Source organism: Pseudomonas palleroniana, from assembly GCF_003031675.1.
Lineage (GTDB): Bacteria > Pseudomonadota > Gammaproteobacteria > Pseudomonadales > Pseudomonadaceae > Aquipseudomonas > Aquipseudomonas palleroniana.
In genome coordinates this window covers 1-20,215 of sequence record NZ_PYWX01000006.1, presented here as the reverse complement: position 1 = coordinate 20,215, position 20,215 = coordinate 1, and the positions used below count along the sequence as shown (strand labels likewise).

Here is a 20,215-nt window from a genome sequence, read left to right as displayed (position 1 = left end):
AACGTAACGGAGAAACACACTATGAGCACTGATGGTGCCTCAAGCCCAAGCCGCCTGCTGCCCAGGCTGCTAGGCGTCTTGCTGCTGATCATGGGCCTGGCCTTGCTGGCCGGTGGCGTCAAGCTGAGCATGCTCGGCGGGTCGCTGTACTACCTGCTGGCCGGTATCGGCATCGCCCTGACCGGCGTGTTGCTGCTGGCTACTCGCCGTGCTGCGCTGGGCCTGTACGCACTGGTGCTGTTCGCCAGCACCGTGTGGGCGCTCTGGGAAGTCGGCCTGGACTGGTGGCAATTGGTGCCGCGCCTGGCGCTGTTGTTCGCCTTGGGCATCGTCATGTTGCTCCCATGGTTCCGCCGCCCGCTGCTGCGCGGCCAAGCGGCGCCGCTGGGCACTGGGGCACTGAGCGTGGCCGTGGTATTGGCCGGTGCAACGGCGCTGGCCAGCCAATTCACCAACCCGGGTGAAATGGTCAAGACCGGCCAACTGGACCGTGACGCCGTACCTGGCATGGCCAGCGCAGCGCCGAGCCAGGCCGACGGTGAATGGAACTCCTATGGCCGTTCGGCCTTCGGTGATCGTTACTCGCCACTGGCCCAGATCACCCCGGAAAACGCGCACAAGCTGGTGCCGGCCTGGACCTACCGTACCGGTGACATCCCCGGCCCTGGCGACCCCGGTGAAACCACCGCGGAAAACACCCCGCTGAAAGTCAACGGCATGCTCTATGTATGCACGCCGCACAGCCAGGTGATTGCCCTGGACCCGGACACCGGCAAGGAAATCTGGCGTTTCGACCCGAAGCTGAGCACCGAAGGTGCGGCAAACTTCAAGGGTTGGGCGCACATGACCTGCCGTGGCGTGTCGTATCACGATGACGCCGTGTACGCTTCCGAGCAGAGCCCTACCGGCAGCGCGAGCCCAGCGCCGGTCAGCGCCGTATGCCCGAAACGCATTTTCGTGCCGACTGCCGACACCCGCCTGATCGCCCTGAACGCCGACACCGGCAAGATGTGCGAAGACTTCGGTGACAAAGGCCAGGTCGACCTGCGTGCCAACATCGGCAGCTTCGCTCCAGGCGGTTACTACTCCACTTCGCCTCCGGCCGTGACCAAGAACCTGGTCGTGATCGGCGGTCACGTGACCGACAACGTCTCCACCGACGAGCCAAGCGGTGTGATCCGCGCGTTCGACGTACACACCGGCAAGCTGGTGTGGAACTGGGACAGCGGCAACCCGGACGACACCACCCCGTTGGCCGAAGGCAAAACCTACACCCGCAACTCGCCGAACATGTGGTCCATGTTCAGCGTCGATGAAAAGCTCGGCATGTTGTACCTGCCGATGGGCAACCAGATGCCCGACCAGTATGGTGGCGACCGCACACCGGCCTCTGAGAAATACAGCGCCGGCCTGACCGCACTGGATATCGACACCGGCCACGTGAAGTGGACTTTCCAGTTCACTCACCATGACCTGTGGGACATGGACGTGGGCGGCCAGCCAAGCCTGATCGACATCAAGACCGCCGACGGCGTCAAGCAAGCGGTAATGGCATCGACCAAGCAAGGCAGCATCTACGTGCTGAACCGTAACAACGGCGAACCGATAGTACCGATCAACGAAATCCCTGTACCACAAGGCGCAGTGGCCGGCGATCACACCTCCCCGACTCAACCGAAGTCCGACCTGAACTTCATGCCACCGCCGCTCAAAGAGCGCGACATGTGGGGTGTGACGCCGTTTGACCAACTGATCTGCCGGATCGATTTCAAGTCGATGCGCTACGACGGCCCATTCACACCGCCATCGCTGCAAGGCTCGATCGTGTACCCCGGTAACTTCGGTGTGTTCGACTGGGGTGGTATCTCCGTCGACCCGGTCCGCCAGATCGCATTCGTGAACCCGAGCTACATGGCGTTCAAATCGAAACTGATCCCGGCTGCGGACATCGCCAAGCAAGGCCCACGCGTCAGCGAAACCGAAGGCGTGCAGCCGAACAAAGGCGCGCCGTATGGCGTGATCCTCGAAGCGCTGCTGTCGCCGATGGGCCTGCCGTGCCAGGCTCCGGCCTGGGGTTACGTGGCAGCGGTCGACCTGACCACCCACCAAACCATCTGGATGCATAAAAACGGCACCGTGCGTGACAGCTCGCCGGTTCCGGTCCCACTGACCATGGGCGTGCCAAGCCTGGGTGGTACGTTCACTACCGCCGGTGGCGTAGCGTTCCTCAGCGGCACCCTGGACCAGTACCTGCGTGCCTATGACGTGAAAAACGGCAAGCAACTGTGGGAAGGCCGCCTGCCTGCAGGCGCGCAAACCACACCGATGACCTACACCGGCAAGGACGGCAAGCAATACGTGCTGGTCATGGCTGGTGGTCACGGCTCCCTGGGCACCAAGCAGGGTGACTATGTGATGGCGTTCAAACTGCCGGACTAAGCAATCCCGGTAGCCTGTGAGAGGGGGCTTGCTCCCGATGGCGGTCTTTCAGCTGAATCTTTTTTGGCTGGCGCATCGCTATCGGGAGCAAGCCCCCTCCCACATCGGGCCGCAACGCCGCATCCACATCTCGAACGCCATGGCATTCAACGGCCGGCCGATCAGGTAGCCTTGAGCGGTGTCGCACTTCCACTGCTTGAGCAATTTCAGGCTGGGCTCGAATTCCACGCCCTCGGCGACCACCTTGAGCCCAAGGTTGTGGCTCATCTCGATGGTCGAGCGCACGATCACACCGTCACCGGTGGTGCTGTCGAGGTTGCGCACAAACGATTGGTCGATCTTCAATTCCTGCACCGGCAGGCGCTGCAATTGCGCCAGCGACGAATAACCCGTGCCGAAATCATCCACCGACAAGCTGATGCCGCAACCACGCAGCTGTTCCAGCACGCTGAGCGCCTGCTGCGGGTTATGCATGATCGCGCTTTCGGTGATTTCAAAGATCAGCCGCTCGGCCGCCACCTCGTATTGCATCAGCAAGGCGGTGACGCGAATGGCCAGGTCATCATCGGCCAGATCATCCACGGAAATATTCACCGACACCTGCATAGGCAAGCCCCGTTGCCCCCACTCGGCGATTTGCCGAACCGCCTCTTCGATCACCCACAGGGTCAGGGCGCCCATGCTGCCGGTGCGCTCGGCCAAGGGGATGAACTCGCTGGGCGACACCAGGCCCAGAGTCGGATGCTGCCAGCGTAACAGCGCTTCCGCCTGGCGCACGTGGCCCTGGTTGAGGTCGAGCTTGGGCTGGTAGCACAGGAACAATTCGCCCTCGATCACCGCACGGCGCAGATCGCGGATCAGGGTGATCTGGCGCTGGTGGGCCAAGTCGCGGTCCTGCTGGTAGATCTGCAAGTAGCCCGGCGAGGCCGCCGCGTCATGCCGGGCGATGGCGGCGCGGCTGATCAACTCGTCCACCTGCTGGCCGTCGGCGGGGTACGCGGCGATGCCGATACTGACCTCATGGCGCACTTCGTCATGGCCGATGCGCTGGGGCTCGGTGAGCAGCCCATACAGGTGGTCGGCACGGGCCACGGCGCGGTCGATCTCGGTGTTTTCCAACAGCAGCAGAAACTCGCTGCCGGCAATGCGCGCGGCCGTGTCGCTGGCCAGCAGGCTCATGGACAAGCAGCGGCTGGCTTCGCGCAGCATGTCCTCGACACCTTCAGGGCCAAAGCCTTCGTTGATCACCCGGTAGTTTTCAATGCCGATATATAACAACACCACCGGGCGTCGGGCGCTGATCGCACTGCCCAGGCGCTCCATGGCCAGGGCGCGATTGGGCAGACCGGTGAGCGGGTCGTGCAGGGCATTGTGGGCCAACTGCCGCTCACGCACGGCGATACCGCTTTGCATCGCATTGAAGGCCCGGGCCAGCAAGCCGAATTCGTCGTGGCTGCGTACCCGCACGGCGGTGCGATAGTCACCGGCCCCAATCCGCCCGGCCGCCGCCACCAAGGCGTCGAGTGGCCGCGATACGCGGCGCGCCAGGAACAGCGCGGCCGCCAGTGCTACCAGCAGCACGGCCAGGGCAATCCCGAGAAATTGCCGGTCCAGCGGCGCAAAGGACTCCAGGGCGTGGTCCAGCGGGCTTTGCAGCAAGACGCGCACCTCGTCGCCATCACCGGTATTGGCCAGCGGCAGAACCTGGCTGAGTACACGCTTGCCATGAAACACGCCGACCTGCGCTTCGGGGTTCAAGTGCACGTCACGCAGCCGCTCGATGATGCTGGCCTGGTACTCGTAGGGTTGGGTGGTGAACAGGCGGCCGACCTGGCCGTCCTGCACGCTGAGGAAGGACACCTCCAGGTTGCTCATGGAGCGCAGCTCATTGGCGAACAGCGTGTCCATGGGAAAACCCATGACCACCCGGGCGATGGGCTGCGGGTCGAGGACCACATCCTGCACCAGCAAGTAAGGCTGCCCGTCCATCGCCACGATCAGCATCTGCAGCCCGCTACGTCGCGCCTGCCGCAAGGCATGGTCATAGGGAAACGGCTGACCGCGGGTGAGTATCGGCAAGGTACTGACCATGACCTGCCCCTCCAGGTCCAGCACGAACACCTCGCTGGAGCTGATACCGCCGCCATGCCGACGCAACTCGGCCAGGATAGGTTCACTGCGGCCGGCGGCCACGGCTTGCATGAACGGGCCATCGGCGGTGAGCCAGTCCAGCCCGGATTGCAACCGACGCCCGCGCAGGTCCAGCAGGCGCTCGAACACTTGGCGGCCGGTTTCCAACTGCACCTCGGCCTGGTTCTCCACGGCGCGAGTGGTGGCGGCCTGTACGGCAAAGTAAGTGGCCGCAACGACCACCAGTAGCAACAGCGCCAACACCCCGGCAATGCGGGTCTGAAAAGTGTGACGCCACTTCATCGCAGTGCCCTCGGGCAGTATTCGCCGCTCTCTACCAAGCCGTCCCTGTGTCATGCGCCTCCCTGGCGACTGCTGATCTGGCGTCAAAAAAACATCCATTTTGATTGGATGTTGTGTTTTAGCAGATTAGCTGGGACCTGGGATAAGTACACCCAATAAAGGCAGGATCTATCGCGTCATATAATTGACGAAACCACTCATAAGCGAGGATCTACCTGTGAAGTCTGACAGTAGCGGCACCGGCTGACAGTGTGAAAAACTTTTTCTATTCGATTGCCAAATCTGCATCGTCAGCCGGCGCTGACAGCACAGAGGAGTCACGCCATGGTTGCCGTCCGTTCAATAGAAGAATGGGTCGAGGCTCTGATCCAAGGCACCCTCAACATGCATCAGCTACCCGCAAGCGTATCGCCAAAACAGGCGGCAACGATTCGCCGATTGGCCCTGGAGAGGATCACGCATACCTCGCTGTCCAGCATCGGCGACTTCAGCTTCGATCCACGCCCGGCCAAATGCGAGAATCTGATTGGTGCTATCCAGGTACCGGTAGGGATCGCAGGCCCACTTCTGATTCAGGGGCAACACGTCAAACCTCAAGAGCGGGTGTTCTTGCCATTGGCCACCACCGAGGGCGCGTTGATCGCCAGCATCAACCGCGGCTGCAGCGCCCTGCACGCCGCCGGTGGCGCCATAGTGCGGGTGCGCGACATGGGAATCAGCCGCGCCCCAGTGTTTCGCACCACCGGCATCGAGCAGACCGAGTACTTCCTCGCCTGGGTCAGTGAGCACTTCGAGGACATCGCACAGTACTGCGAACAGGGCAGCCGCTACCTCAAATTGCTGGATATCACGTCCGCCGTGGTGGGTACTTCGGTTTACCTGCGTTTCTGCTTCCATTGCGCCGACGCCATGGGCATGAACATGGCCACCCTGGCCTGCGCCCACGCCATTGAACACCTCATCGTTCCCTCAACAGGCGTGTGCTGCGTCAGCGTCTCCGGCAATTACTGCACAGACAAAAAGCCCTCTGCGGTCAACTTTGTGCTCGGACGAGGCAAAGACATCCACGCCGAGGCACATTTGAGCGCCGACATTGTGCAGCACATATTGAAAACAGAACCCGATGCGATGGTGGAGGTGCAGTACCGCAAGAACCTGCTGGGTTCAATCATGGCGGGGGCCCACGGCTTCAACGCGCATCATGCCAATGTATTGGCCGCCTTGTTCATCGCCACGGGACAGGACCTGGGGCACATCGCCGAAAGTGCTGGAGGTGTGACCTGCCTCGAAGCCCGTGACAAGGGTGCCCTGTATGCCAGCGTCCTATTGCGCGACGTGCCCCTGGGCACCGTCGGCGGCGGTACCGGCCTGAGCACCCAGCGTGAGGCGTTGGCCTTGCTGGGTATCGTTGCGGGCCGCCGAGAACCCGGGGAAGACTGCTTGCGCCTGGCGGAAATCATCGGTGCTGCGGTTTTGGCAGCCGAACTGTCGATCATCGCCGCCCTGGCCGGGCACCATCTGGCCGATGCACACCAGCAGTTGGGGCGTTGAAGTCATGGTCCAGGCATGTGCGCCAGGCAAAGTCATCCTGATGGGCGAACATGCCGTGTTGCACGGCTGCCCTGCGCTGGCTATGGCCGTCGGGCTGCATTGCTGTGCTAGGGTGCACCTGCGACAAGACCAGCAAATCCACGTCAACTCACCCGCCTTGGGACTTAGTGGCGACTACCATCGTGAAGCACTGCTACGTTATACCCAGCAAGTGCGCGAGGCCTGGGCGCGATACCGACAGGCCCCGCAGCAGCAACACTTTGCCCAAGTCCGGGGCAACGATGCCGATCACCTGCTCAAGTGCGCCTTGGGAGAAAGTCTGGCCAGCTTCACACAAAAGGGTTGTCGAGGACTGGACCTGACCTTGCGTTCGGAGCTGCCCATCAATGCCGGATTCGGCAGTTCCGCCGCGCTGGCGGTATGCATCCCGGCGGCGCTGGCCAGTCTCTATAAACGCCGCACCACAGTGTCAGACCTGCAAACCCTGGCGATGACTATCGAACGTTACCAACACGGCCAACCGTCGGGCATTGACCACACGACCGCACTGCTCGGTTCGATCATTGAGATGCGGCCCGGTAATCGCGGCGAGCCCTGCGTCATCCCGTTGCCCGCCGGCACCGCTGCGCTTCACTTGGCGGGCGCTCAGCTCTACCACACCGGCAGTGCCCGAGAGAGCACGGGCGAAGTGATCGCCGGCACCTGGGACAAACTGACCGGGCGCAATAATCCCCTGCTAGAGGCTATGCGTCGAACCCTTGCGCAGTTCATTCAATTGCTACGTACACCTAGGGCCGATCATGGCCAGTTGCTGCGGCTGATCCGTGATTATCAACAGGCTCTTGAGCGCTTGGGCGTGGTTCCCGAGAGCATCTGTCAGACAGTACGGGCCGTGGAACGCGCTGGGGGCGCCGCCAAACTGTGTGGCGCCGGGACCTTGTCGGGCGAAGGTGCGGGTTGCCTGCTGGTGTTTCCCCCCACCGCGCTCATTGATGAATTGGCTGCTTACCGTCGAATCGACGCCATCCTGGCCGCCCCCGGACTGCAGGTAACTGTGTAATGGACAAAATCAGCATTGCCGCGCCCAGCAATATCGCACTGGTCAAATACTGGGGGATGAGCAACAGCCAACTGACGCTTCCCTGCGCCCCGTCCCTCTCAATGACACTCAAGTACTGCGTCAGTCACTGCACGGTTGAACCAATACCCGGCGCACGGGCTGATCAAATTCTCTGGAAGCCGGCCAGCGGTCCACTCATTCCGGCCGAAGGGGACATGCGGCGAGGTATTGAAAATCATCTGGCGCGCCTGCGCCGGCATCTCAACTATCACGTGCCTTTGCGCATAGCGACCAGCAATAACTTCCCGACCGGTGCAGGGATTGCGTCCTCGGCATCCGGCTTCGCCGCCGTGGCGCTGGCATTCGCCCAGTTATGCACCGGGAAAACGCCAGCAGCAGACCTCAGCCTGCTTGCCCGAATGTCCGGCTCAGGCTCGGCCGCACGTTCAATACCCGGTGGGTATGTACTGTGGCCCGCAAACGCCACCGACCTCGACAGCCCAGCCCAACGCATTGCCACAGCCGCCCATTGGCCGCTGGCGGATTTGATTGCGGTGGTAGACAGTACGCCCAAGCCCGTCAGTTCCCTTGAAGGGCATCGTCGTGCCGCCAGCAGCCCTTTTTTCAACACGCGCCTGGGTTTGTTACCCGACCGCCTGTTGCGGGTTCGCCGCGCCATTGAGCAACGGGACTTCAACACACTGGCCGAGACCGTTGAGCAGGAAGCCATTGAGTTGCATATTATCGCCATGACCTCGCTACCGCCCATTTTCTATTGGTTGCCCGCCACGTTGCAGGTACTTGCCCACGTTCGCAAACTGCGGCATGACGGCCTCAAGGTCTGCGCGACGATGGATGCCGGGCCTAACGTGCACATCCTTTGTGAAGCCACTGAGAGCGAAGCAGTACTGGCTGAGCTAAAAGGATCGGCGGCGGTTCAGGAATGGATCATCGACGGCGCCGGTGATGGCCCGACACGCCTGGACCAGCATTTGTTTTGAATGCCCGACCTTACTCCCGTGCGCGCATGAAGTCCCCCCAGCGGCGCACCAGGTAGTTGTGCTCATCCATCACCGAATTCCACACCGCGACATGCCCCATGCGCTGTTCATAAGAACCGCCATCGCGCACCTCGCCCACATCGATCAGGGGCAAGCCATCGCTGCCCGGCAATTCTTCCCGCGCAGGCTTGCCGGCATACCAGTAATCCCATTCGGCGCAGGTCAAATGATCACGGCTGCGCGCCGGGTTACCGATGTAGTAGCCCTGTCGAGCCATCACCGCCCCGGGCCAGCCGGACAGCCACCAATTGAGGTAGGCATAGGCCGCATCCAACACCGGGCCCCGCGCATGACGGGACAGCGACAAGCCGCCGAACCAGGCGCGATAGCCTTCGCGGGGCACGGCCAGGCGGTACTTCACGCCGGCACGGTGCAGGCGCATCAAGGTCGGCGACCACAGGCTCTGGATATCGATACTCGGGCTGAGCATCAGTTGTGCCGCCTCTTCATCATCCGACCAGAATGCGGCGAAATGCCCCTCCTTCTGCTTGCGCACCAGGATATCGGCGAGCACATCGATCTCTTCGATGCTCATGTTGCCGATGTCCTTGAACTGCGCCAGCCCTGCGCCCTGCACCGCCAGCGCCGCGTCGAGGGCTCCGATGGCGGCATCGCTTTGCAGCGCGGTGCGCGCACGCCACGCCGGGTCGAGCAGCCAGCCCCAGCTTTCATTGCCGTGGCTGAAACCCTCGGGCAAGCGTTCGGGGCGGTAGGCGAAACTGTCGGCGTTATGGGTCAGCGGCAACATGCTGATGCGCTCGGTCACCGTGCTGCCAAGGCTGCCGTCGTGCTGCACGAACAGGCGCTCGCTCGGCACGCTGCCACTGCCCAGGCGGTCATTGGCCGATAGACGACCGCGTTTGGGCAGGTCGTTGATCTCATGCCACAGCGCAATCCGCCGGGTGTCGATGGGCTGGATCGCCCGCGCCGGCCACACGAAGTCGACGTTGTGGAACCACTGGTCGTACAGGTCGTAGCTGTCGGGCTGCATCACCGCGATGCGCTGGGCCTGTTCGACATCGTGCACCTGGTACACCAGGCGAATGCCCAGCTCCTGTTCGGCACGCACCCGCAAGCATTCGAGCAGCGTCACCGAAGTGCCGAGGACACGTAGGGTGATCATGCCGCGAACCGCCGTGAAAACACCTCAAAGGAGTGACGCAACCGCGCCGGGTCGAGCCCACGCAGGATAAAGACCAGGCGCGATTGCCGATCGCTGCCCGGCCACGCAGGCAAATGGACCGGTGCATGCAGGCAGTGCTGCACACCATGGATGACGATAGGGGCCGAGCTTGCGTTCACGTTGAGCAGTCCTTTGACGCGAAGGATTCGTTCGCCATGGCATCTTAACAGCATCGATAACCAGACCCCGAAACCGACCCAGTCCAGCGGCTGCTCGAACGTCAGGCAACACACCTGCGCTGCACCGTGGGAAGCGGTGGTGGTTTGATGCAACTGCCAGCGATTGACCTCCACAACCGGCTCAACGCTGCGCAAGCCCTCACCGAGCAACAATTGATCGCCGCTGTGAATGTCCTGGGTCGCGAGGATCGGCGTGCCGGCGTTGAGTGCCTGCAAATGCCTGCGCAAAGGAGCACAGTCGCCCGCCACGTCGGTTTTGCTCAGCAGCAGCCGATCCGCCGCCGCGACCTGGGCCAGCCATTCGGGGTGCAAGCGCTCCTGCAGCGCGGCGTGGCTGGCGTCCACCAGGGTGACCACCAAGCCAATATGGAAACGCCCGCGCAGTTGCACGTCGTTATTGAGCGTGGCGAGGATCGGCGCCGGGTCAGCCAGGCCGGTGGTTTCCAGGATCACCCGTTTGAACGCGGGGATTTCACCGCGCTCGCGGCGTTGCCACAGGCCGAGCAAGGCGTCTTTCAACTCGCCGCGAATCGAACAACAGACGCAGCCACTGGGCAGCAGCACGGTGTCCGGCGCGACCTCCTCCACCAACAGATGATCAATGCCGACATCGCCGAATTCATTGATCAGCAACGCTGTGTCGCCCAGGCTTTCACCCTGCAGCAGACGCTTGAGCAAGGTGGTTTTGCCGCTGCCGAGGAAGCCGGTGATAACGTTGAGGGCGATACTCATAATGACTCCAGAGACTCCAGCAAGCGTGGATCAAGCGGGTCCAACGGTCGGCCGAGCATGTCTTCAGCCGCCTGCCACAATGCATCCAGGCCACTGGCCAAGGCTTGTTTGCCGGTGGCGCCCAGCAGCAGGTAAGAGGCGCCCTGGAAGTCCTCGACCTTGAGCCGAAACACCGCCAGTACCTGATTGATCGCGGCGATCCGGCGCAGGCGCTCACGGCGCCGGGGCAGTTCATCGCCCAGGGGATCGCTCCAGTGCAGGTCTTCGCCGAGCAAGCCGCAGAGCCCACACATCGCTACACCCCGCTCATGGCATGACGTCGCCGGAGTTCGGGCCCAGGGTCTGGCCGACGAACAGGTTGCCGCCCGGCTCGCTGGCGAGCAGCACGGCGGTGGGTGCCACCTCGTCGGCCAAACCGAAGCGCCCCAGAGGCAACTCGGCGGCCTTGGCGCGTTTCCAGGTATCGCTGATACCGCCCACCAAGGGGGTTTCGATCGGGCCGGGGGCGATGGCGTTGACCAGCACATTGTCCTTGGCCACTTCCAGCGCGAGGGACTTGGTAAAGCCGATCACCCCAGCCTTGGCCGCTGCGTAATGGGTCAATTCGGCGCCGCCCTTGATCCCCAGTTGCGAGGCCACGTTGATAATCCGCCCCCAGCGCTGCGCGAGCATATGCGGCAAGGCACGCTGGCTGGCGACGAACACACTGGTGAGGTCGACGCGCAGCATGTCGTTCCACATTTCAAGGGTGAGGTCGACGCAGCGCGCCTGGGTGAGCATGCCGGCGTTGTTCACCAGAATATCGATGCCACCATAATGCTCGACGCAACGGTCGACACTGGCCTGTGCACCGTCGACGCAGCCGACATCGGCCAGGCATTCGACGACCTCGGCGCCGAGGTTGCGGCAGGTGATCGCGGTTTCGGCCAGGCTTGCGGCATTGCGGTCGGCCAGCAAGAGGCGCGCACCTTCAGCGGCGTAGGCCCGGGCGATGGCGGCACCGATACCGCTGCCGGCGCCGGTGATCACGGCGCGGCGGTTGGTCAGTTGAGGCATGTCAAATCTCCTGAAGCAAACACGGAGCCCATGTGGGCACCTGTCAATCGGGCCAGCGCACGGTCAGGCCGCCATCGATAATGATGCTTTGCCCGGTCAGGTAGCTCGACGCATCACTGGTCAGGAATTGCACCAGCGCCGCCACTTCATCGGCCCGCCCGACCCGCCCCAGCGGGATTGCCCGCGCAGCTTTTGCCAGGCCCTGCGGGCCAAGGGAGTTCTGCGCATCCAACGACTGCGGCGTCTCGATCAACCCGGGAATTACCGCGTTGCAACGAATTCCCCTGGCCGCCAACTCCACCGCCAGCGAACGGCAAAGCCCCGGTACGCCCGCCTTCGCCGCCGCATAGTGACTGTGCTCCTGCCAGCCATACACGCCGCCGGCAATCGATGAAATCGCCACCAGTGCGCCGCCCTCGCCCATGTACCGGGCGGCAGCACGAAAGGTACGCATCACGCCGGTCAGGTCGACATTGAGCATCTCGTTCCACAACTCATCGGTCATCTCCAACAGCGGCGCGCGGCGCAGCAAGCCGGCATTGGCCACGGCGTAATCCAACCGCCCGAAATGCTCCACGGTCTGCGCCGCGAGCGCGTCCACCGAGGCGCTGTCGCCTACATCGAGCGGCCACATCACGCACTCGCCACCCGCCGCCTCCACCCAGCGAACCGTGGTCTGCGGGTCATGTGGATCAGCCGGGTAATACCCGCCCGCCACCGCGACGCCGCTGCGCGCATAGGCCACGGCGAGGGCTTGGCCGATGCCGCTGGCGGCACCGGTGATCAAGGCAACTTTACGCTTCATCGCACACTCCTTACTGAACGGTTTCCGGGCGCACATGGCGTGCGGCGAACATCAGGGCACCGGACAAAAAGCACGGCAGTGCGCCGAACCACAGCGCGGCGGTTTGCCAGTCACTGCCGGCGGACAACACCTGGGTCGCGCCGAACCCGGCGACCACCGCGCCAATCGGCCCCATCGCATGGATGATCGCGCCGCCGGTGGCGCGGATGCTGGTGGGAAAGCTCTCACTGATAAAGAACAGCGCCGCCGAGTAAGGCCCGATCAGGAAGAACAGCCCCAGGCTGTACAGCCCCACTACCATCGGCATGTTGCTTGGCCCGAACAGCATCCCGGCAAACGACAGCCCACCGAGCATCCAGCCCAGGCCGATGACATTGCGACGGCCGATCTTGTCGCCCATCCAGCCGTGGCTGAGGTAACCGCAGTAACCCACCAGGTTGGACAGCACCAGGATGATCAGCGAGTTCTCAAACGAGATGTGGTGCACGCTGACGATCACCGACGTGCCGAGCACGCTGAACACCTGGATCGCCGCCCAGTTGAGCAACAGCGCGGCGCCGATCACCAAGGTGGCGCGCCGCGCGGGGCCACGGAATGCCGCCTTGAGGCCGGCGTTGCTGTGTTCGTCGTAATCCACGCCGTAGGTCACGGCGACGTTCTGCGCTTCGTTCACTGCGCCGTTTTTACGCAGTTCGCTGATGCGTTGGTGGATCTGGAATTGCGGGCTTTCCTTGAGCTTGCGCGCCAGGATCGCGATCACGACGGCCGGGATCGCGGCGAAGATGAAACAGCCCTGCCAACCGATGACCGGCAGCAACAACGCGGTCAACCCGGCGGCGATCAACGCGCCCACCGGCCAGCCGCCTTGTACCAGGCTGTAGATGAAGCCACGGCGCTTGGTCAGCCGCGGATCTTGCGAGGCACCGTACAGCTCACTCAGGTAAGTGGCGTTGACGGTTTCCTCGGCATAGCCCAGCCCGCCCAACGAACGGATCAGAATCAATGGCGACTTGCCCCAAGCCCCGCCGATGGCCGTCAACGCCGAACACAGCGCAGACCCGGCCACGGTGAAAATGATGCCTTTGCGTCGCCCCAATTTATCGACGACAGGGCCGATGGCAAAGGCGACGACCGCCGTGCCCACCGCCACCCAAGTCGCAATTTGCGCTTGCTCCACTTCACTCCAGCCGAAATGCCGGCCGATCTCCGGCAGCAAGGTGCCGAACAGAATGAAGTCGTACACCGCAAACACCCAGGCGAAAAACGCGATCCAGGTTGCGAAGCGCACTTCCTGGGACGTCAGTTGCCGGGGTTTCCAGCCAGTCAGGTCAAGCTTGTTGTAGATGGACATGAATCGCGCCTCGCAAAGTGGGGGGGTCGAACGCATCCTGTAGGGTCAGGTACGCGGTTGGCGGCGGATAAAGTCGTCGGCGATTTCGTCGAAAGTGACGAAGCGCACGCCGGCATGGCTCTGGATGTGCTCGATCAAACGCTCAAGCATCAACAACACTTGCGGGCGACCGGACACGTCGGGGTGGATGGTCATGGTGAACACGGCGTGTTCGTGTTCGCGGTAGACCCAGTCGAACTGGTCGCGCCACATTTCTTCCAGGTGACGCGGGTTGACGAAGCCGTGGCTGTTGGGGGCTTTTTTGATGAACATCATCGGCGGCAGGTCGTCGAGGTACCAGTTGGCCGGGATCTCCACCAGATCGGTTTCTTCGCCGCGCACCAGGGGTTTCATCCAGGTGTCGGGGTGCTGGCTGTAGTCGATCTTGGTCCAGCTGTCGCCCTTGCGCACGTAGTAAGGGTGGAAGTCGTTGTGCATCAGGCTGTGGTCGTACTTGATGCCTTTTTTCAACAGCAACTCGTTGGTGACCTTGCTGAATTCCCACCAGGGTGCGACGTAGCCGGTGGGGCGTTTGCCGGTGACTTGGGTGATCAGTTCGATGGACTTGTCCAGGACGATTTCTTCCTGCTCGGCGGTCATCGCGATGGGGTTTTCATGGCTGTAGCCGTGCACGCCGATTTCATGTCCGGCGTCGGCCACGGCCTTCATCTGCTCGGGAAAGGTTTCCATCGAGTGACCGGGGATAAACCAGGTGGTGCGCAAACCGTAGCGCTCGAACAATTTGAGCAGGCGCGGCGCACCGACCTCTCCCGCGAACAGGCCACGGGAGATGTCATCCGGCGAATCTTCGCCGCCATAGGAACCGAGCCAGCCGGCAACGGCGTCAACGTCGACGCCAAATGCACAAAGGATGTCTTTAGCCATGGTGTGTCTCCTTAAATAGTCAGTACGGATTCGACGGACAACGCGGCCCGTAACAAGCGTGCGTCTTCGCCCATCGGCGCGCTGAGCAGCAGCCCGGTGGGCAAGCCCTGGGCGTCGCGACCGCTGGGCAGGGTGACGCCGGGCATATCCAGCAAGCTGCCGGGCATGGTCAGGCGCAGGGTGGCGAGGTTGGTCTGCACGAACAGTTCGTCGTCGGCCTCCAGCGGTGCCAGCGCGGGGGCCACATGGGCAACGGTGGGCGTGATCAGGATGGCGCCGTCGAGGTCGTCGCTCAGCTGTTGCTGCAATTGCCGACGCGCATCGAGCAGGTGGATCAGTTGGCTGGCCGGCAATGCGCGCGCAGCTTCGAGGCGGCGGCGTACGCGGGGGTCGAGTTGCTCGGCATCGGCGCTGTCGAGCAAGGCTTGATGCAGGGCGAACGCTTCGAATGAGCCGAGCCAGCCGTGGTCCCGGATCAGGTCCAGCGTGGCCTGGAACGCGATGCACGGGCGCACGCTGATCAGCGCCCCTGCGGTTTTCAATTGATCCGTCGCACGCAGCAGGTTATTGCGCACGGCGGGCTCAATGCCCTCCAGTGCGCCCTGCTCCAGCACAAAACGCTGGCCCTTGAGGCTGCGCGGAATGTGCAACTGCGTACGCCCGTTGAGCAGGTCATCGATGGCAAGCGCGTCGCGCACGCTGCGGGTCAACGGGCCGAGGCTGTCGAGGGTGCGGGCCAGCGGGAACACGCCGTCGCGGCTGTAGCGACGGCTGCTGGCGCGGTAACCCACCACGCCATTGAAGGCCGCGGGAATGCGGATGGAGCCTGCGGTGTCGGTGCCCATGGCGATCGGCACGATCCCGGCGGCGACGGCCACCGCCGAACCTGAAGACGAGCCGCCAGGAATGCGCGGCCGGTCAGTGCCATGGGGATTGTACGGCGTGCCGAAATGCGGGTTCAGGCCCAGGCCGGAATAGGCCAGCTCGCTGAGGTTGGTCTTGCCCACGCTGACCATCCCGGCACGGCACAGCAGCCCCACGCTCGGTGCATCAAGCAAGGCGGCCGGTGCCGTGCGACGGTAGGCGGCGCCGGCGGTGGTGACGCTACCGGCCACATCGAACAGATCCTTCCAGGCCAGGGGCACGCCATCGAATACGCTCAAGGGTTGGCCGGCGCGCCAGCGAGCGGCGGCCGCTTCGGCCTCGCGACGGGCACGTTCGGCGCTCAAGCCGATAAACACGCTGGGGGCCATGCTCGCATGGACCAGCACCTGTTCGAGCACCTCTACCGGATCGCTGCGGCCGCTGGCGAAAGCCTCAGCCATTGAAGTGGCGTCTGACATAGTGACGACTCTCTATAAAACGTACTTATTAATAAAATGTACATTTTACAAAGGCAGATTCCGTGCCAGTCTTAACGGGTGACTTGTGTATGCCAGTCTGGTTTATCTCTAATAACTACGGGATAGAGGGGCTGGGATCCGATAAAAAATTCAAATGAGACCGCCGGGACAAACCGCGACCTGAATAATGTATCTTTTATCAATAAGTACATTTTGGTGCAGAAAAGTAACATTCCTGCCGTAACGGCCCCAGAAAAGTGCCTTTGCCGGGGTACAGAGTGACAGGCGCAACTGTGAGAGAATCCCCGGCCACCGTCCTACCTGACCAGAGAACGCGATGAAAGCAGTGTCCGCCTCGGCCTCCCGCTACGCGATGATTCATCAAGTGTTGCGCGATGCGATCGTCAGCGGTACCGCCCGCCATGGGCTGGTCCTGCTGGAAGCGCCACTGGCCGAGTTGTTCGGCACCAGTCGCGTACCGGTGCGCAAGGCGCTGGACCTGCTGCACGCCGAAGGCTTGATCTGCCGCTTCAACGGTCGCGGCTACCTGATCAACCCCGAAGGCCTGGCCATGGAGCCCCTGCGCCTGCCCTTGAGCCATGCGCACCTGGGGCTCAATGGCGAAGTGGAGCTGGTGGACACGCGGCCACTGGGCGAGCGCATCGTCGAGGAAATCGGTGCGGCGCTCTCCACGTGCATCGCCTTCGGCCATTACCGCCTGGACGAACAAGCCGCCGCCGACCACTACGGCGTCAGCCGAGCCGTGGTGCGTGAAGCGCTGATGCGGCTGCGCGACCGTGGCTTGGTCGAGAAGGAGCCCTACTCGCAATGGCTGGCGGGGCCTTTGACCGCACGCGAAGTTACCGAAGACTACGAACTGCGCGCCTGCCTGGAGCCCGAAGCCCTGCGCCAGAGCGCCCCTCACCTTGATCGCGAGCGGCTTGAAACGATGCTGCAGCGCGTGCTGGACGCCCAGGACAACCCTCAGTGCAGCCTGGAAGCCATCGAACAGATCGAAGAGGACTTGCACCAGCACTGCCTGGCCGGCCTGCAAAACCGCAAGATTGCCGCACTGATCCGCCAGGGCCAGAGCCCGATGATCATCAGTCGGATTTTTTACCGTTTACTGGGCATTGGTGCCGACCCTGCGATGTTGGCCGAACACCGGTTGATTCTGGAATTGCTGCTGCACGGTGCGTTTGATGCGGCGGCACTGAACCTGCGTGAACATCTGCAACGCGCACGCCAGCGGATGTTGCAGCGTTTGAAAGTGTTGTCGGTGCTGCCCGAGCAGCCATTGCCCGCCTACCTGCACAAAATCAGCTGACGCCATCGGCCGAGTCACCGCAGGAATTTCATGCAATTTGTTGCTAAGTGCTCGCGGCCATTGAAACCACCACGGTCCCGCCCCATCTAACCTGCATACTTACTGATGCAGGTGCCCCATGAGCGACCAGCAAGCATTCCCTGATTACGATATCAACGACTACGCCGACCCCGAAAACGCAGAAACGCCGTCTTCCAACACCGGCCTGGCCCTGCCTGGGCAGAACCTGCCGGACAAGGTCTACATCATCCCGATCCACAACCGCCCGTTCTTCCCGGCGCAAGTGTTGCCGGTGATCGTCAATGAAGAGCCGTGGGCCGAAACCCTGGAGCTGGTGAGCAAATCCGACCACCATTCCCTGGCCCTGTTCTTCATGGACACACCGCCCGAAGATCCCCGTCACTTTGATACCTCCAGCCTGCCGCTGTACGGCACCCTGGTGAAGGTGCACCACGCCAGCCGCGAGAACGGCAAGCTGCAATTCGTGGCCCAGGGCCTGACCCGTGTGCGCATCAAGACCTGGCTCAAGCACCACCGCCCACCGTACCTGGTGGAAGTCGAATACCCGCATCAGCCCAGCGAGCCGACCGACGAGGTCAAGGCCTATGGCATGGCGCTGATCAATGCGATCAAGGAACTGCTGCCGCTCAACCCGCTGTACAGCGAAGAGTTGAAAAACTACCTCAACCGCTTCAGCCCCAACGACCCGTCACCGCTCACCGACTTCGCCGCCGCGCTGACCTCGGCCACCGGTAATGAGTTGCAGGAAGTGCTGGACTGCGTACCCATGCTCAAACGCATGGAAAAAGTGCTGCCGATGTTGCGCAAAGAGGTAGAAGTCGCGCGCCTGCAAAAAGAACTCTCAGCCGAAGTGAACCGCAAGATCGGCGAGCACCAGCGCGAGTTCTTCCTCAAGGAACAGCTCAAAGTCATCCAGCAAGAGCTGGGCCTGACCAAGGATGACCGCAGTGCGGACGTCGAGCAGTTCGAGCAGCGCCTGGAGGGCAAAGTGCTGCCGACCCAGGCACAGAAACGCATCAGCGAAGAAATGAACAAGCTGTCGATCCTGGAAACCGGCTCGCCCGAATACGCGGTCACGCGCAACTATCTGGACTGGGCGACCTCGGTGCCGTGGGGCGTGTATGGCGAGGACAAGCTCGACCTCAAACATGCACGCAAGGTGCTGGACAAGCACCACGCCGGCCTGGATGACATCAAGAGCCGCATCCTCGAATTTCTCGCGGTGGGTGCCTATAAAGGCGAGGTCGCCGGCTCCATCGTGCTGCTGGTGGGCCCGCCGGGCGTGGGCAAGACCAGCGTGGGTAAATCCATCGCCGAGTCCCTGGGCCGGCCGTTCTACCGTTTCAGCGTCGGCGGCATGCGCGACGAGGCCGAGATCAAGGGCCACCGCCGTACCTACATCGGCGCCCTGCCGGGCAAGCTGGTGCAGGCATTGAAAGATGTGGAAGTGATGAACCCGGTGATCATGCTCGACGAGATCGACAAGATGGGCCAGAGCTTCCAGGGCGATCCGGCTTCGGCCCTGCTGGAAACCCTCGACCCGGAACAGAACGTCGAATTTCTCGACCACTACCTGGACCTGCGCCTGGACCTGTCCAAGGTGCTGTTCGTGTGCACCGCCAACACCCTGGACTCGATCCCCGGCCCATTGCTGGACCGGATGGAAGTGATCCGCCTGTCGGGCTATATCACCGAAGAAAAAGTCGCCATCGCCAAGCGCCACCTGTGGCCCAAGCAGTTGGAAAAAGCCGGCGTGGCGAAAACCAGCCTGACCATCAGCGACGGCGCCCTGCGCGCCTTGATCGACGGTTATGCGCGAGAGGCCGGGGTGCGCCAGTTGGAGAAGCAACTGGGCAAACTGGTGCGCAAGGCGGTGGTCAAGCTGCTGGATGAGCCGGACTCGGTGATCAAGATCGGCAACAAGGACCTGGAAAGTGCCTTGGGTATGCCAGTGTTCCGTAACGAGCAAGTGCTGTCCGGCACCGGCGTAATCACGGGGCTGGCCTGGACCAGCATGGGCGGCGCGACCCTGCCGATCGAGGCGACGCGCATTCACACGCTCAATCGCGGTTTCAAGCTCACCGGGCAGTTGGGCGAAGTGATGAAGGAGTCCGCCGAAATCGCCTACAGCTACATCAGTTCGAACCTGAAGTCGTTTGGCGGTGACCCGAAGTTCTTCGACGAAGCCTTCGTGCACCTGCACGTACCGGAAGGCGCCACGCCGAAAGATGGTCCCAGTGCGGGCGTGACGATGGCCAGTGCACTGCTGTCGCTGGCGCGTAACCAGCCGCCGAAAAAAGGTGTGGCCATGACGGGCGAGCTGACGTTGACCGGGCACGTGCTGCCGATTGGCGGGGTGCGCGAGAAGGTGATCGCGGCGAGGCGCCAGAAGATTCATGAGCTGATCTTGCCGGAGCCCAATCGCGGGAGCTTTGAAGAGCTGCCGGAGTATTTGAAGGAAGGCATGACGGTGCACTTTGCCAAGCGCTTCGCAGACGTGGCCAAAGTCCTCTTCTGATCCCGTAGTGAGCGGGCTTGCCCCGCGCTGGGGGGCGAAGCCGCCCCAATAAAAACGCCGCATTTCTGCCTGGGAGAATGCGGCGTCTGGTTTTGGGGCGGCTTCGCCCCCCAGCGCGGACAAGCCCTAATGCCAGTCAGTTAAGTATTAACGCGGTCACTGTGGGAGGGGGCTTGCTCCCGATGGACTGCGTAGCAGGCCCATTTTTGAGGCCGCTGCGCGGCCTATCGGG

The 20,215-nt window shown here is 62.6% G+C and carries 15 protein-coding genes; 6 read left to right on the top strand and 9 right to left on the bottom strand.

What is annotated here, in order from left to right; all coding sequences use genetic code 11:
• Window positions 1-21: 21 nt before the first annotated feature.
• Entirely contained in the window at window positions 22-2,439 is a 2,418-nt protein-coding gene (locus C9383_RS01315; protein ID WP_090366528.1) for a glucose/quinate/shikimate family membrane-bound PQQ-dependent dehydrogenase, read from the top strand.
• A 78-nt stretch (window positions 2,440-2,517) separates the two neighbouring features.
• On the opposite strand, the gene C9383_RS01310 is transcribed toward C9383_RS01315, so the two are convergent.
• Window positions 2,518-4,872 (bottom strand): putative bifunctional diguanylate cyclase/phosphodiesterase, encoded by a 2,355-nt coding sequence (locus C9383_RS01310; RefSeq protein ID WP_090366530.1) that lies wholly within the window; start codon window positions 4,870-4,872, stop codon window positions 2,518-2,520.
• Between the two features lie 324 nt (window positions 4,873-5,196).
• Between C9383_RS01310 and C9383_RS01305 the strand changes: the two genes are divergently transcribed.
• From C9383_RS01305 to mvaD, 3 genes are read left to right on the top strand one after another with little or no spacing between them, the layout of a single operon-like run.
• Window positions 5,197-6,423, top strand: a complete 1,227-nt coding sequence (locus C9383_RS01305) for a hydroxymethylglutaryl-CoA reductase (protein ID WP_090366532.1) — start codon at window positions 5,197-5,199, stop codon at window positions 6,421-6,423.
• A complete protein-coding gene (locus tag C9383_RS01300; RefSeq protein WP_090366534.1) occupies window positions 6,398-7,483 on the top strand; it encodes a mevalonate kinase family protein in 1,086 nt (361 codons plus the stop codon). Before C9383_RS01305 ends, C9383_RS01300 begins: the two co-directional genes overlap by 26 nt.
• Window positions 7,483-8,484, top strand: coding sequence for a diphosphomevalonate decarboxylase (gene mvaD / locus C9383_RS01295; RefSeq protein ID WP_090366536.1), 1,002 nt, complete (start codon window positions 7,483-7,485; stop codon window positions 8,482-8,484). Before C9383_RS01300 ends, mvaD begins: the two co-directional genes overlap by 1 nt.
• A 10-nt stretch (window positions 8,485-8,494) precedes the next feature.
• Here the strand turns inward: mvaD and C9383_RS01290 are convergent, their stop codons facing one another.
• Genes C9383_RS01290 through C9383_RS01255 form a run of 8 tightly spaced genes read right to left on the bottom strand, consistent with a single transcriptional unit; the run spans window position 8,495 to window position 16,117 of the window.
• The gene (locus C9383_RS01290) at window positions 8,495-9,667 is read right to left on the bottom strand and encodes an ABC transporter substrate-binding protein (protein WP_090366538.1); all 1,173 of its coding nucleotides are present in this window, start codon (window positions 9,665-9,667) and stop codon (window positions 8,495-8,497) included.
• Entirely contained in the window at window positions 9,664-10,638 is a 975-nt protein-coding gene (locus C9383_RS01285; protein WP_090366539.1) for a CobW family GTP-binding protein, read from the bottom strand. The genes C9383_RS01290 and C9383_RS01285 overlap by 4 nt, the downstream gene beginning before the upstream one ends.
• Complete coding sequence (locus tag C9383_RS01280; protein ID WP_090366541.1) at window positions 10,635-10,931, bottom strand: hypothetical protein; 297 nt, start codon at window positions 10,929-10,931, stop codon at window positions 10,635-10,637. The genes C9383_RS01285 and C9383_RS01280 overlap by 4 nt, the downstream gene beginning before the upstream one ends.
• Window positions 10,932-10,944: 13 nt before the next feature.
• Window positions 10,945-11,694, bottom strand: a complete 750-nt coding sequence (locus tag C9383_RS01275; protein ID WP_090366543.1) for an SDR family NAD(P)-dependent oxidoreductase — start codon at window positions 11,692-11,694, stop codon at window positions 10,945-10,947.
• 43 nt (window positions 11,695-11,737) lie between these two features.
• Window positions 11,738-12,499 carry an SDR family NAD(P)-dependent oxidoreductase gene (locus C9383_RS01270; protein WP_090366545.1) on the bottom strand — a complete coding sequence of 254 codons (762 nt, stop codon included), beginning with the start codon at window positions 12,497-12,499 and terminating at the stop codon, window positions 11,738-11,740.
• Between the two features lie 10 nt (window positions 12,500-12,509).
• Complete coding sequence (locus C9383_RS01265; protein ID WP_090366547.1) at window positions 12,510-13,850, bottom strand: MFS transporter; 1,341 nt, start codon at window positions 13,848-13,850, stop codon at window positions 12,510-12,512.
• 45 nt (window positions 13,851-13,895) lie between these two features.
• Window positions 13,896-14,774, bottom strand: a complete 879-nt coding sequence (locus C9383_RS01260) for a polysaccharide deacetylase family protein (protein ID WP_010212857.1) — start codon at window positions 14,772-14,774, stop codon at window positions 13,896-13,898.
• An 11-nt stretch (window positions 14,775-14,785) separates the two neighbouring features.
• Entirely contained in the window at window positions 14,786-16,117 is a 1,332-nt protein-coding gene (locus tag C9383_RS01255; RefSeq protein ID WP_090366548.1) for an amidase, read from the bottom strand.
• 337 nt (window positions 16,118-16,454) lie between these two features.
• On the opposite strand from C9383_RS01255, the gene C9383_RS01250 reads away from it, so the two are divergent.
• On the top strand, window positions 16,455-17,444 hold the full coding sequence (locus tag C9383_RS01250) for a GntR family transcriptional regulator (protein WP_060754478.1): 990 nt from the start codon (window positions 16,455-16,457) through the stop codon (window positions 17,442-17,444).
• A gap of 118 nt (window positions 17,445-17,562) precedes the next feature.
• Window positions 17,563-19,983, top strand: coding sequence for an endopeptidase La (gene lon / locus C9383_RS01245; protein ID WP_090366551.1), 2,421 nt, complete (start codon window positions 17,563-17,565; stop codon window positions 19,981-19,983).
• Window positions 19,984-20,215: the final 232 nt, after the last annotated feature.

Coding starts and splice junctions, on each gene's coding strand:
- C9383_RS01310 (WP_090366530.1), bottom strand. CDS start 4,872: ATGAAGTGGCGTCACACTTTTCAGACCCGCATTGCCGGGGTGTTGGCG.
- C9383_RS01265 (WP_090366547.1), bottom strand. CDS start 13,850: ATGTCCATCTACAACAAGCTTGACCTGACTGGCTGGAAACCCCGGCAA.
- C9383_RS01300 (WP_090366534.1), top strand. CDS start 6,398: ATGCACACCAGCAGTTGGGGCGTTGAAGTCATGGTCCAGGCATGTGCG.
- C9383_RS01305 (WP_090366532.1), top strand. CDS start 5,197: ATGGTTGCCGTCCGTTCAATAGAAGAATGGGTCGAGGCTCTGATCCAA.
- C9383_RS01275 (WP_090366543.1), bottom strand. CDS start 11,694: ATGCCTCAACTGACCAACCGCCGCGCCGTGATCACCGGCGCCGGCAGC.
- C9383_RS01270 (WP_090366545.1), bottom strand. CDS start 12,499: ATGAAGCGTAAAGTTGCCTTGATCACCGGTGCCGCCAGCGGCATCGGC.
- C9383_RS01285 (WP_090366539.1), bottom strand. CDS start 10,638: ATGAGTATCGCCCTCAACGTTATCACCGGCTTCCTCGGCAGCGGCAAA.
- mvaD (WP_090366536.1), top strand. CDS start 7,483: ATGGACAAAATCAGCATTGCCGCGCCCAGCAATATCGCACTGGTCAAA.
- C9383_RS01315 (WP_090366528.1), top strand. CDS start 22: ATGAGCACTGATGGTGCCTCAAGCCCAAGCCGCCTGCTGCCCAGGCTG.
- C9383_RS01290 (WP_090366538.1), bottom strand. CDS start 9,667: ATGATCACCCTACGTGTCCTCGGCACTTCGGTGACGCTGCTCGAATGC.
- lon (WP_090366551.1), top strand. CDS start 17,563: ATGAGCGACCAGCAAGCATTCCCTGATTACGATATCAACGACTACGCC.
- C9383_RS01255 (WP_090366548.1), bottom strand. CDS start 16,117: ATGTCAGACGCCACTTCAATGGCTGAGGCTTTCGCCAGCGGCCGCAGC.
- C9383_RS01250 (WP_060754478.1), top strand. CDS start 16,455: ATGAAAGCAGTGTCCGCCTCGGCCTCCCGCTACGCGATGATTCATCAA.
- C9383_RS01280 (WP_090366541.1), bottom strand. CDS start 10,931: ATGTGTGGGCTCTGCGGCTTGCTCGGCGAAGACCTGCACTGGAGCGAT.
- C9383_RS01260 (WP_010212857.1), bottom strand. CDS start 14,774: ATGGCTAAAGACATCCTTTGTGCATTTGGCGTCGACGTTGACGCCGTT.